The 12360-nt window shown below is 73.7% G+C and carries 8 protein-coding genes; 3 read left to right on the top strand and 5 right to left on the bottom strand.

Annotation, left to right across the window (positions count from 1 at the left end):
- Positions 1-86: 86 nt before the first annotated feature.
- The 3 genes from OHS81_RS32200 to OHS81_RS32190 form a co-directional block, all read right to left on the bottom strand.
- Positions 87-500, bottom strand: a complete 414-nt coding sequence (locus OHS81_RS32200; protein WP_088796487.1) for a DUF742 domain-containing protein — start codon at positions 498-500, stop codon at positions 87-89.
- 96 nt (positions 501-596) lie between these two features.
- Positions 597-1037, bottom strand: coding sequence for a roadblock/LC7 domain-containing protein (locus tag OHS81_RS32195; RefSeq protein ID WP_328389101.1), 441 nt, complete (start codon positions 1035-1037; stop codon positions 597-599).
- Complete coding sequence (locus OHS81_RS32190; protein WP_328389099.1) at positions 1034-3997, bottom strand: sensor histidine kinase; 2964 nt, start codon at positions 3995-3997, stop codon at positions 1034-1036. Before OHS81_RS32190 ends, OHS81_RS32195 begins: the two co-directional genes overlap by 4 nt.
- A 371-nt stretch (positions 3998-4368) precedes the next feature.
- Between OHS81_RS32190 and OHS81_RS32185 the strand changes: the two genes are divergently transcribed.
- Positions 4369-4752 carry a hypothetical protein gene (locus OHS81_RS32185; protein WP_328389097.1) on the top strand — a complete coding sequence of 128 codons (384 nt, stop codon included), beginning with the start codon at positions 4369-4371 and terminating at the stop codon, positions 4750-4752.
- A 12-nt stretch (positions 4753-4764) separates the two neighbouring features.
- On the opposite strand, the gene OHS81_RS32180 is transcribed toward OHS81_RS32185, so the two are convergent.
- Positions 4765-5094 (bottom strand): bifunctional 3-phenylpropionate/cinnamic acid dioxygenase ferredoxin subunit, encoded by a 330-nt coding sequence (locus OHS81_RS32180; protein ID WP_328389095.1) that lies wholly within the window; start codon positions 5092-5094, stop codon positions 4765-4767.
- 160 nt (positions 5095-5254) lie between these two features.
- On the opposite strand from OHS81_RS32180, the gene OHS81_RS32175 reads away from it, so the two are divergent.
- Positions 5255-6061, top strand: coding sequence for an IclR family transcriptional regulator (locus OHS81_RS32175; RefSeq protein ID WP_328389093.1), 807 nt, complete (start codon positions 5255-5257; stop codon positions 6059-6061).
- A 299-nt stretch (positions 6062-6360) separates the two neighbouring features.
- Positions 6361-7446 carry an S-(hydroxymethyl)mycothiol dehydrogenase gene (locus OHS81_RS32170; protein WP_328389091.1) on the top strand — a complete coding sequence of 362 codons (1086 nt, stop codon included), beginning with the start codon at positions 6361-6363 and terminating at the stop codon, positions 7444-7446.
- Between the two features lie 28 nt (positions 7447-7474).
- Here the strand turns inward: OHS81_RS32170 and OHS81_RS32165 are convergent, their stop codons facing one another.
- A complete protein-coding gene (locus OHS81_RS32165; RefSeq protein ID WP_328389089.1) occupies positions 7475-12160 on the bottom strand; it encodes a hypothetical protein in 4686 nt (1561 codons plus the stop codon).
- Between the last annotated feature and the right edge of the window lie 200 nt (positions 12161-12360).

The following is a 12360-nucleotide window of genomic DNA, read 5'->3' as shown; positions in this document are numbered from 1 at the left end:
GTACCCGGGCCACTCGCCGCGGCGGCCACCCCTCCCGGGGCCGGCGGACCGGCGCCGAGGCGACGGCGGCCGCCGGGCCCGGCGGGTCACAGTGCGCGCAGGCCGTCGATGACCTCGCGCAGCACCTTCTCGTCCGGCAGCTCGGCCGGCGGCACCGGCCGGCTGACATGGACCAGCTCGGCATCCAGCAGATCCCCGATCAGGACCCGTACGACGCCGACCGGCAGGTCGAGTTCGGCCGCCAGCTCGGCGACCGACAGGGGCTCCTCCCGGCACCGCTCGACGATCTCGACGTGCTCGGGCGACAGGGTCTGGTCGTCGACCGTCTCCTGCGCCCGGCTCTCGGCGATCACCAGCGCGATCAGATCGAGGCGCCCCTCCGCAGCCGTACGGGTGCGCCCGCGCGTCATGGCGTACGGCCGGACGACCGGGCCCGCGTCGTCGTCGAACCAGCGGGCCGCCTCCCGGTCCCGGGCCGGCCGGCCGTCCTGCTCGCTCATGCCGAAACCTCGCTTCGCTCGGCCTCGCATTCGCGCGGCGCGCACCTCTCGCTTCTTCGCTCGCCGCGCTCGCTCATGGCGTCACCGTCGTCGTGCTCAGGTGGAAAGGCCGGACCGGGGCGCGGTGCCCAGGTGCGTGCCGACACGCTTGACCAGCAGCGTCATCTCGTATGCGATCAGCCCGACATCGGAGTCGGCGTCGGCCAGTACGGCAAGGCAACTGCCGTCGCCGGCCGCGCTGACGAACAGGAAGGCCTCGTCCAGTTCGACCATGGTCTGCCGGACGTGGCCCGCGTCGAAGTGCCGGCCGACGCCCTTGGCCAGGCTGTGGAAGCCCGAGGCGACCGCGGCCAGATGCTCGCCGTCCTCGCGGGTCAGATCCTTCGAGGCCCCGGTGGCCAGGCCGTCGCTGGAGAGGACCAGGGCCTTGCGGATGGAGCCCACCCGCTCGACCAACTCGTCCAGGAGCCAGTTCAGCTCCCCGGATCCCCTCTCAAAGACCGGTGCGGTGGAAGCTGCTGCCTTCGGTGCGGTCATGGACCGTCCCCTCCCGATGTGGTTCCTGGTGGTGCTGTGGTGCCCGTGCCGTTGCCGTGGTGCGTGGCTGTGTCACGGACGCCCGGGTCTGTGGTGTCCGGGTCTGTGGTGACCGGACCGGTGACGCCCGGGTCGGTGGTGTCCGGACCGAGGGTGTCGGGACCGGTGGTGTCCGGGCCGGTGGCGTCCGGACCGGTGGCGTCCGGGAGCGTGCTGCCGGCAGGCGCCGTGCCGGCGGCCGGCGGGTTCTCGCCCGGTGGCGTTCCGGTCGCGCGCGGGTCCTCGCCGTTGTCGCGGCGGCCGCGCTGCCAGCCGCGCTGGAGCGAGGCCATCCGGGCGCGGACCGCCTCCGCGTCGCGGTCGTCCGCGTCCGCCGCCCGCCGCCCCTGCGCTTCGGTCTGCCCGGTGGGATCGGTCTTGAGCTGGGGCGCGAGGCTCGCCTGCCGTACCCGGCGGGGCAGGCCCTGGGCCGTGGTGGGCGCGGGCGTCTCCCGGTCCCCGGCGGTCCGGGCTCCGTCCGCGGCCGGGTCCTGGCGCCCGGGGCCGGGGCGTTCCGCCGCCCGTTTCCCGTCCCCGTCACGGTTCCCGTTCCTGTCCCCGTCACGGTTCCCGTTCCCGTTCCCGTCACGGTCGTCGACCGTTCTGCCGTGGTCGGAGACCAGCACCGGCGGGCGGGGCCGGCGCGGCAGCGGTGCCAGCCCGCCGGGCGCCTGGTCCTGGGTCTGCTGATGCTGTTCACCGTCGGGGACGGGCGGCACCGGTGCGATGCCGCGCGGTGCGGCGTCCGGGCCGCCCGGGATCGCGGGCTTCTTCCGGCCGTCGCCACGGATCCGCTTCCGCAAGGGCGCGTTCTCGTCGTCGGCGGGGACCGGCTCGTCCGGGCCGAGCGGCGCCTCGAGTTCGACCGGTCCGTCGATGACGGACGGGGTGCGCCGCTCCCGCCGGTGCGGTTGCTGTGCCTGGGAGAGTGCGGCCAGCTTGCCCGCCGCATGCTCCAGTTCATTGCCGACGGGGCCGCCGGGCAGTCCGTCCTGCGCCGGGCCGTCGTCCTCCCGGCCACCGACAGCGGCGTCGGTGAGGAGCCTTGCCGGGATGAAGACCACGGCGGTGGTGCCGCCGTACGGCGAGGGCTGCAGGGAGACCCGTACATCCTGCCGCTGGGCGAGCCGGCTGACCACGAACAGGCCGAGCCGGTCGGTGTCGGACAGTTCGAACTCGGGGGTCTCGGCGAGCCGGAGGTTGGCCTCCAGCAGCAGGTCGGGGGCCATGCCCAGCCCGCGGTCGTGGATCTCCAGGGTGTAGCCGTTGGCGACCCGCTCGCCCAGGACCTGTACGGCGGTGTGCGGCGGGGAGAAGACCGTGGCGTTCTCCAGGAGTTCGGCGATCAGGTGCGTGAGGTCCGATACCGCGGGGCCCTCCACCGCGAGCCGCGGCAGCCGGCGCACCTCGATCCGCTCGTAGTCCTCCACCTCGGCGACCGCCGCGCGCACCACGTCCATCAGCTGGACCGGTTTGCGCCACTGCCGGGAAGCCACCGCACCGGAGAGGATGACCAGGCCCTCCGCGTGCCGTCGCATACGGGTGGTCAGATGGTCGATCCGGAAGAGGTCGGCGAGTTCGTCGGTGTCCTCGGTGCGCCGTTCCATGGCGTCGAGCAGGGTCAGCTGACGGTGCAGCAGGACCTGGCTGCGGCGGGCGAGGTTGACGAACACCTCGGAGACGCCGCGGCGCATTTCGGCCTGTTTGACGGCGGCCTCGATCGCGGCCCGCTGGAGGGTGTGGAGCGCCTGCCCGACCTGGCCGGTTTCGTCCGGTCCGAAGGCGAGCCGGGGCGCCTCGGTCTCCACATCGACCTGTTCGCCGGCCGCCAGCCGGCGCATGACGCTGGGCAGCCGCACCCCGGAGACGTCATGTGCGGCCTTGCGCAGCCGGATCAGGTCCCGGACGTGCCGGCGGCCGATCCGGAACGAGACGACGACCGAGACCAGCAGCGCGACAAAGCCGAGGACGCCGGCGATGGCGGCCTTGAGCAGGACGTTCATGGCGACGGGGGCGACGCGCTCCTGGTAGCGGTCCCCGGCGTCCTTGTCCATCCGCTGGAGGTCGCCGAGCACCTTGCCCGCCGTGGTGTTCCAGCGCTCGGCGTTGACCGCACGCGGTCCGTCCTGTGCGCCGGCCGCGATCACCCGGTCCTCGTACGAGGTCAGCTCGCGGGCCTTCGCGGAGCGCCAGTAGTCCTCGAAGAGACCGCGGTCCTTGGCGGGGAGACCGGGCAGGCCGGTGCTGTAGAGGACCCGGCGTTCGGCGACCCGGTCGGACAGCGCGCGCAGATCGCGCTTGCTCATGCTGCCGGAGAGGAACACCGCGGACATCAGGGCGTCCTCGCGGGAGACCGCCTCCCGGGCCCGGGTGAGGTTGACCAGCACCCGGGCCTGCTTGTCCATCTCCACGTTCTCCAGGGCGTGGAGCGCGGCGAGGAAGTCATAGCCGGGGTCGACGAGGGAGTTGTAGCTCTCCATGGCCTCGTCGCGGGAGACGGTGTTGTGCTCGACCTGGGCCCGCAGTGCGCCGAGGGTGCCCAGGCCCTTGAGGACGCCGTTCATCCGGTCGGCGTTGCCGGCGCTCAGGTCCTCATGGATGTCGCGCAGGTCGATGTCGGCGCGCAGCTGGGTGACCGCGTCGTCGGTGGCCCGGGTCTGCCGGTGGAGCTCGTCGAGCGCGTTGGCGCCGCGCCGGTCGGCGAGGTACAGGAGGCTCTGCCGGCGCTCCCGCTGGAGGGCCTGGATGACGTCCTCGACCGGATAGCCCAGGTTCTTCACGATGTTGCCGACGTCCAGCAGCTGGTTCGCCTCGCGCCCGGTGATATAGGTCGTGAACGCCCACAAGGCCGTCAGGGACACCAGTGGTACGAGCAGCAACGCCACGATCTTCCGGCGGACCGACTTCCCGCGAAAGCGCATGGCCTCCCCTACGTCAACCCCGGCGCACGGGGGTGGTGTTCCGTCAACAAACGGCGCGAGCCTACTACTGTCGGGGGACCAACCCGAAGACCTCTCCTGCCGTCGGGAAGCAACCGGAGCAAGATCGCGGTCCGTTGTCCACCGATTCCCGGACAACCCGCCCGCGTTCACACCCCGGACCGCCTCCGTACCCTGCGGCACCATGCCGGACGGTTGGCCGGTTTTGCTCTACCCCGGGTAACTCTGCGCGGCTCCGGTACGTGACGATGAGGAGGGACGGGGTGCGACACCAAGGGCATATACCCGGCGAAATCCGGGCAGCCACTGAGGAGTCGGACACGCGGGGAGAGTGCGGGGAGAGTGACGCGTTCATGGACACCGGCAGACAGCCGTTGTGGCAGGAGGAACCGGCGGTCCGGCGCCGGATGGCGGATCCGGTGCGTACCGCCGCGGTGCGTGCCGTGATCATCGTGGCGCTCACCCTGATCCAGGCGATGGTGGCCTTTCTGTGCACCCTCGCGGGCTCCTGGTTCGCGTTCCCCGCGGTGCTCAGCACGGTCGCCAGCACCGTGGTCGCCACCTGGGCGGTGCTGGACGTCTGGGTGACCCGCCAGGTGTGGGTGCAGCGCAACGGGGTGCAGTCGCAGCCGAGCAGTACGGCCCGGGAGCTGCGCCGCGAGCGGCGCAGGGCACGCCGTCGGCAGCGCCGGGCCTCACGGGAGGGCCCGTCGCGGATCGACCGGGCGGCCGCCTGAGCGGCCGGGTCCTTACGCCACCGCCTCTTCCCTCACGGCGGGCCGGACATGAATCATGCCGTCCAGGACACTGACCTCGTGGGTGTGCACCGGCCGGCGGGCCGGCAGACAGGTCGGCGCACCGGTACGCAGGTCGAACAGGGCCGCGTGCAGCGGGCATTCGACGAAGCAGCCCTCGACCCAGCCCTCGGAGAGCGAGGCGTCCTGATGGCTGCAGGTGTCGTCGACGGCGTAGTAGCCGCCCTCGGCATGAAAGACCGCGATGGCCGGTGTGAGGTCGTCGATCTCGATCCGTACGGACTCGCCCTCGGGCAGGTCCTCGATGCGGCAGACGGGAATCATCTGGCCCCCCTCTCGCTGATCGGTATCATGTGTTCTGAATAACGCACCGCAGAGCGCGATGCGCAACAGAATCCAAGCCGGGGACCGGGCCGTCAAGGGCTTCCCGGCAGATGCCCTCAGACGTGGCCCGCGGGGCCACCGGGTGGTGACGCAAAGACCCATGTCGAAGACTTCCGATACGGCAGACGACCGGTCCGAGGAGCGGCGCGGCGGGGCGGGATCCGTCCAGTCCGTGGACCGCGCGGTGAGCGTGCTGGAGATCCTGGCCAAGCTGGGCGAGGCCGGGGTGACCGAGATCTCCGAGGAACTGGGCGTCCACAAATCGACCGCGTTCCGGATCCTGGGGGTGCTGGAGAACCGCGGACTGGTGGAGCAGGAGCGGGACCGCGGGAAGTACTACCTGGGCGCCGGGGTGCTGCGGCTGGCCGGCGCCGCCGCCATCCGGCTGGACATCTCGCAGGAGGGCCAGCCGGTGTGCCGCGCGCTCGCCGAGGACACCGGGGAGACCGCCAACATCGCGGTGCTCGACGGCGATGCGGCGGTCAACATCATGCAGGCCAGGGGCTCCGCCGCGGTCACCGCGTACAACTGGCTGGGCCGCCGCACCCCGCTGCACGCCACCGCCAGCGGCAAGGTACTGCTGGCGCATCTGCCGCCGGAGCGCCGGGAGACCCTGGTGACCCGCAAGCTGCCGCGGTTCACCGAGAACACCCTGACCACGGCGGCCGGTCTGCGCGCACAGCTCGCCGCCGCGCTCGCGGACGGATTCGCCTGCACCAGCGAGGAGTTGGAGATCGGCCTGAACGCGGTGGCGGCACCGGTCCATGCGCACGACGGTGCGGTGATCGGCGCGATCGGCGTCTCGGGCCCGGCGTACCGGATGGAGCGTGAGCTGCTGCCGGAGCTGGCGGAGCGGGCCGCGAAGGCAGCCGCGGAGCTGTCCCGCCTGATGGGGTACCCGGGTTGAGCCCGCCGGGGCCCGGACCCTGCCGGGGCGACTGCCCCGAGGGGGTGTCCCCTAGCGAAAAATCCCCCTTGACGGATCCTGACCCGACTTCCAGCATGTCTCCTATAGCGCAACCCAGCGCGCTATAGGCAACACGGTGACAGAGGTGGGCCGTTCGCCACCGCCGTCCTCCGTCCCGGGTTTCCTGGTCTCCAGGTTTCCAGCACCGCGCACCACTCCAACCCCTCACAGGCATCCGTGCCACCTCACGCGTGCTACCCGCCCTGCCGCCCCCGCAGGCGCCGTTTTAGGAGTGAGACATGCCGCACGAAGCCCGCGCCGTCGTCGCCCTCAAGAAGGGCGCCCCCGTCGAGGTGCTGCCGATCCTCGTACCCGATCCCGGTCCGGGCGACGTGCTCGTGACCGTGCAGGCCTGCGGGGTGTGCCACACCGATCTGCAGTACCGCGACGGCGCGATCGGCGACGACTTCCCGTACCTGCTCGGCCACGAGGCGGCCGGGGTCGTCGAGGCGGTCGGCGCCGGGGTCACGGACCTGGCGCCCGGCGACTATGTGGTGCTGGCCTGGCGGGCACCCTGCGGACAGTGCCGGTCCTGCCGCCGCGCCCGTCCCTGGTACTGCTTCGACTCGCGCAACGCCGGCCGGCCGATGACCCTGCTGGACGGGACGGAGTTGACGGCGGCCCTGGGCATCGGGGCCTTCGCCGAGAAGACCTTGGTCGCCGCCGGGCAGGCGGTGAAGGTCGATCCCTCGGCCCGCCCGGAGGCCGCGGGCCTGATCGGCTGCGGGGTGATGGCCGGGTACGGCGCGGCCGTACACACCGGAGGGGTGGGCAGCGGGGACACCGTCGCCGTCATCGGCTGCGGCGGCGTCGGCAACGCCGCGATCGCGGGCGCCTCCCGGGCCGGCGCCCGACGGGTGATCGCCGTCGATCTCGACGAGGGCAAACTGGACGCCGCCGAGCGGTTCGGCGCCACCGACACCGTCAACTCCCGCGGTACGGACCCCGTCGAGGCGGTCCGCGCGCTCACCGGCGGGCACGGCGCCGATGTGGTGATCGATGCGGTGGGCCGCCCGGAGACCTACCGGCAGGCGTTCTACATGCGCGATCTGGCCGGCACGCTGGTCCAGGTCGGCGTGCCCGACCCGGACATGCGGATCGAACTGCCGCTGATCGACCTCTTCTCCCGCGGCGGCGCGCTCAAGTCGTCCTGGTACGGCGACTGTCTGCCCAGCCGGGACTTCCCGGTGCTGATCGACCTGTTCCTGAGCGGCAAGCTCGACCTGGAGCGGTTCATCAGCGAAACGGTCACACTCGACGACATCGAACCGGCCTTCGCGAAGATGCAGCGCGGGGAGGTCCTGCGGTCGGTCGTGGTGGTGTGACCGTCCGCAGGACCTCCCGTGCCGCGGCTCACCCGGTGGCCGGATCCGCCTCCTCCTCGGGAGCCTGATCCTCCGGACGCCGGTACATCCGCGTCGCCGTGATCTGGCCGTGGATCGCCTCACCGGAGGGGTCCGGCTGCGGCAGGCCCGGCCGCAGATGCTCCTCGACGCTGATGTACTTCAGCCCGGCCCGCAGGTCCGCGTCATTGCGCAGCCGGATGACCAGCGGGAACTCGGCAAGGGCCGTGGTGTCGAAGAGGCCGGTGGTGTAAAGCAGCTGGACGCCCAGCGCATCGGCGACGGCGCGCTGGAGCTCCAGCAGATAGGTCGCGTTGGCGCGGCCGATGGGGTTGTCCAGGAACAGCGTGCCGGCGTGCCGCTGCTTGTCGCGGCCCCGGTCGTTGCTGCGCAGCGCCGCCATCGTGCAGTACAGCGCGATGGCGGCGGTCAGCAGCTGGCCGCCGGAGAAGACATCGCCCATCTGCCCGACCGGCACCCGCTCGGCGCGCAGCACCGCGTCCGGCTTGAGGATCTCCACGGCCACCCCGCGCGGCTGCAGCGCCGCGCTGACCCCGCGCAGCAGCAGGGACATCCCGTCCCGGCGCAGATCGCTGTTCTTCTTGACGGCCGCCCGGGTCGCCTCGTCGATCACCTCGCCCAGCCGCTCGGCGAGCGTGGCCTGGTCGGGGTCCTCGAAGCGGATCCGCAGGAACTCCTGCCCGGACCACTCCCCCAGCCCCTCGGGCAGCCGGGACAGCCGCTGGGCCGAGCGCAGTGTCGTCAGCGACGACTCGACCAGCCCGCGCAGCCGGTCGACGATGGAGTCGCGGTTGCGCTCCAGCTGCTCCAGCTCGTCGGTGAGCACCCGCAGCCGGGGCGCGAAGGCCTCCGCCCACTTGGCCGCATGGTCCGGCAGGGCCGCGGCGGGCAGTTCGCGGATCTGCTGCCGGGCGGGGGTACGGACCTGTTCGTAGCGAGTGGAGTTGGCGTGCCGTACGAGGATGTCGCTCGCCTCGCGCACCGCGGACTCGGCGGTGGAGAGGTCGGCGGCGCAGCCGCGCAGCGAGCGGCGGGACTCGGCGGCGGCCTGCCGGGCGTCCTCCACCCGGCCGGCGTACGGCTCGGTCGGTCCGTCGGCGGCGTCCTCGGCGTCCTGGTGGTCGCGGAGCAGATCGCGCAGCAGGGCGGCGGTCTCGTCGAAGCCGCCCGCGGCGTCCTCCGCGGCCCGGTGGGCGCGCAGCAGCTCCTCGTGCTGCGCCCGGGCGGCCTCCAGCGTGTCGGTGGCGGTGGCCAGTTCACCCGAGGCCGCGCGCAGCAGCTCCTTGGCGCGGTCGGCGTCCTTGGGCACCAGCTCGTCGGGCAGTTCGGTGTGTGCCTCGCCGTCGGTGGGGGCCAGCCGCTCGGCCTCGCCACGCAGCCGGCCGAGCTGTTCACTGGCGGCCGAGGCGCGGGTTTCCAGCATGTGCACCAGCGATTCGGCACGCGCCGCGGCGGCCTGCCGGGACGGGCCGTCGGCGGCGTCCGGGCTCTCCAGCAGCGCTTCCGCGCGGGTGCGGACCTTGTTGGTGAGGCGGTTCAGCTCGGCCAGGGCGGCGCTCTCGTCGCCCTCGGCGCGGGCCTGTTCGGCGCGCAGGTCGGCGCCGACGCCCACCTTCTCGTAGAGCTGGGAGGCGGCGCGGTAGGCCTCACGCAGCGCGGGCAGCGAGGCGCCGGCGCTCTCCGGGGCCTCGCCCACCTCGTCCGGTACGCCGGCGATCTCGGCACGCTCGGCGCGCAGCGCACGGGCGGTGCGGCGCGCATCGTCGGCGGCGCGCTGGGCGGCCCTGCGGTCCTCGTCGGCGGCCCGTGCGCGGTCCACGCACTCCTCGGCGCGGGCCTCGAACTCGGCCGCCTCATCGGCGAGTTCACGCATCCGGGACTGCCAGGAGGCGCGCTCCCGCAGCCGGTGGGCGAGTCCGGCCAGCAGGTCGGCGGCGCGGCGGGCGCGCTGTGCGGCCTCCTGGCGTTCGTCGCGCACCCGGGTGGCCTCGGCCGCGACCTCCTCGGTCTCGGCGCGGGCGGCACGGGCCTCGGCCAGTTCGGCGGCGGCCTCCTCGGCCGCGGCGGCGGTCTCTTCCGCGGCGGTGGCCAGTTCCGCGAGCCGGCCGGCCGGGCAGCCCGCCCGCCACGAGCCGAGCCGGGCGGCCAGCGCCCGGTCCCCGGCGAGCCGGGCGGCCAGTGCCCGGATCTCGTCGTCGCGCTTTATGGCGCGTGCCCGCAGCGCCTGGCGCTCCTCGTCGGCGGCGGACTCGTCGTGCATCGCCGGGTTCGGCGGGACGAGGAAGACGCCGGAGTCCTGCTCCTCGGGCGCGGGCGTGGGCGCGAGCAGCGCGGCGGCGGTACCGACCGCGACGGCCGAGCGCGGCAGCAGCGCGGCCTGGGCGAGCACTTCGCGGGCCCGCGCATGGGTGTCCGGGTCGGTGATGATCACGCCGTCGACGAGCTCGGGGCGGGCGGCGAGCACCCGGGTGTGGTCGGCCGGGTCGACGGACTGGGCGAGATAGCGCCAGCCGGGCAGCGCGGGGACGCCGTGCTCGCCGAGGTATTCCACGGCGGCCAGCACATCGGGCCCCGGGGGCAGCAGTCCGCCGTCACCCAGCGCGCCGAGGATCCGCGCATCGTCGGCGGCGGCCGTGCGCAGGTCGAACAGCTGCCGTTCGGCGGCCGCGACGCCCTCCTCCAGCAGGGCGTGCAGCTCGTCGGCGTTGCGGTCCAGCTCCTCGGCGGTGAGCGGGCCTGCGGAGGGACGGCGGGGGGTGACCGGGTCCGTGCCAGGCGTGGCCGTACGGGGGCCGGGTACGCCCGGGGACTTGGTCCCGGACTGCGGGAGCCCGAGGAGGTCGGCGAGCCGCTGCTCGGCGCCGATGGACTCGGCGGCCCGGCGCTCGGCGTCGTGGGCACGCTCGGCGGCCTGCGCGGCGTCGTCGGCACGGGCCGCCGCCAGCTCGGCGGCGGAGTGCCGCGCGGTGGCCTCGCGGGCGCGGTCGATGGCCTGCCGGGCGGTCTCCCGGGCCGAGTCCCAGGCCTCGACGGCGGTCTTCTCGGCGTCCGAGGCGGCGAGCGCGGCACGGGCCGGGTCGGCGTCGGGGGCGCTGTCGTCCAGCCAGCCGGCCCGGACGGCTTCGGCGGTCTCCTCGGTGACCTCTGCCAGACGCTGTTTGAGGTGGTCGGCCTCGCTGCGGGCGCGCTGGGCGTGGGTGGCGGCCGTGGTGGCATCGCGGTGCGCGGATTCACCGGCCTCCTGGAGGGCCGCGGAGCGTTCCTCCTCCTCGTTGGCGACCTGCTCGCCGGCCTCGGCCGCGCTGTGCAGGGCACGTACGAGGTCGGCGGCAGCGGTGGCCCGGGCGGCGAGTGCGGGGGCGGCGTCCCGCTCGGCCTCGCGGATGGCGGCGGCGACCCGCGCCGAGCGGTCGGCGGCGGCGCGGTGCCGCAGCGCGGTCTCGGCGGCCTGCCAGGCGCTGTGCAGCGTACGGGCGTCGTTCAGCTCACGGCGCTGGGCGGCGGCGCCCTTCTCCGCGGCGGCCAGTGCCAGCGAGGCGTGCCGGTAGGCGAGTTCGGCGGAGACCAGGGAGCGGCGCTCGCGGCCCCGCTCGGCGTCGGTGACGCGATGGGCCGCGGCGGCGACCTGTTCGGCCAGCTCGGCGGCGCGGCCGCGCTCCTCGGTGCCGCGGGCAGAGAGCCGCTGGGCGAGGGCTCGGGTGCGGCGCTCGGCGCCCGCATGCACCTCACGGGCACGTTCGCGCTGCTCGGCGGCGTCGGCGATGCGGGAGAGCAGATCGAGGGAACCGGCGGTGAAGTCCCGTTCGGCGGTGAGTTCGGCGCGCCGGCCGAGCTTGTGGGCGAAACCGTGCACGAGGTCGGCGAGGCCGTCGGTGTCCCGGGTGTCCGTGACGGCGCGCAGGAGGAGGTCGGTGAAGTCCGAGTCGTTCTTGACCGCGAAGAGACCGGCCGCCTCACCCTCGTCGGCGTTCATCTCCCGCTGGTAGCGGAAGAGTTCCGGGTCCAGGCCCAGCTCGCCGAGGTGCACGTTCCAGCGCTCGTGGGTCTCCTCCCAGACCACGTCCAGATTGGGGTAGCTCTTCCCCGCCTCGGTGAGGACGTCGCGGAAGCCCTTCATCGTGCGTCGGCGGCCCTGGGCTCCGGAGCTGCCCTCACCGCTCTCCTGGCGGGGACGGACGACGGTGGCCTCGGCGACGGGGAGGGAGTCCAGGCTCATGCCCGGGCCGGGCCGGAAGCTGTACCAGGCCTCGGCAAACTTCCGGGGGTCGTTGGAGACCTGCCGGCCACGCCATTCGCTGACCTTGCCGACGACCACGCTCTCGCCGGTGAGGACGTGCTGCCACTCCAGGGCGACATGGCCGCAGTCGTCGGCGAGCAGGAATTTGCGCAGGACGCCGGAGCTGGCGCCGCCGAGCGTGTTGCGGTGGCCGGGCAGCATCACCGAGAAGATCAGCTTGAGCAGGACGGACTTGCCGCCGCCGTTCTCCAGGAAGAGCACGCCCGCGGGCGCCGGGCGGCGCGGCGGGCCGACCGGTTCGTCCTCGAAGAAGTCCGCCTGGGCCGGGGCCGGTCGGGGTACGGGCGCGCCGACTCCGCGCAGGTCCAGCACGGTGTCGGCATAGCGCGCACCGGCGGGCCCGATGGAGTAGAGGCGGACCCGGGACAGCTCGTACATGGCGGACTCTCGTTGTTGTGTCGGAAGTTGTCGTGTCGGGCAGGGCTGGTGCCGCTCCCCCTCCTACCCCTTCGGGGGAGGGGGCGGGGGTGGGGGGAGCGAGAGGCGGTCGGCGGCGGTCGGTCGTCTGCGGTCAGTTGTCGGCGGGCGGTCGTTGACGGCAGGCCGGCGCGGTCGCCGGCCCGCCGGCCCGCCGGCCG

It is taken from the genome of Streptomyces sp. NBC_00400, assembly GCF_036048035.1.
Lineage (GTDB): Bacteria > Actinomycetota > Actinomycetes > Streptomycetales > Streptomycetaceae > Streptomyces.
Note: the sequence above shows the minus strand (reverse complement) of the source record. Positions and strands in the feature narration are given on the sequence as shown.

Coding starts and splice junctions, on each gene's coding strand:
- OHS81_RS32185 (WP_328389097.1), top strand. CDS start 4,369: ATGGACACCGGCAGACAGCCGTTGTGGCAGGAGGAACCGGCGGTCCGG.
- OHS81_RS32165 (WP_328389089.1), bottom strand. CDS start 12,160: ATGTACGAGCTGTCCCGGGTCCGCCTCTACTCCATCGGGCCCGCCGGT.
- OHS81_RS32170 (WP_328389091.1), top strand. CDS start 6,361: ATGCCGCACGAAGCCCGCGCCGTCGTCGCCCTCAAGAAGGGCGCCCCC.
- OHS81_RS32195 (WP_328389101.1), bottom strand. CDS start 1,037: ATGACCGCACCGAAGGCAGCAGCTTCCACCGCACCGGTCTTTGAGAGG.
- OHS81_RS32190 (WP_328389099.1), bottom strand. CDS start 3,997: ATGCGCTTTCGCGGGAAGTCGGTCCGCCGGAAGATCGTGGCGTTGCTG.
- OHS81_RS32200 (WP_088796487.1), bottom strand. CDS start 500: ATGAGCGAGCAGGACGGCCGGCCGGCCCGGGACCGGGAGGCGGCCCGC.
- OHS81_RS32175 (WP_328389093.1), top strand. CDS start 5,255: ATGTCGAAGACTTCCGATACGGCAGACGACCGGTCCGAGGAGCGGCGC.
- OHS81_RS32180 (WP_328389095.1), bottom strand. CDS start 5,094: ATGATTCCCGTCTGCCGCATCGAGGACCTGCCCGAGGGCGAGTCCGTA.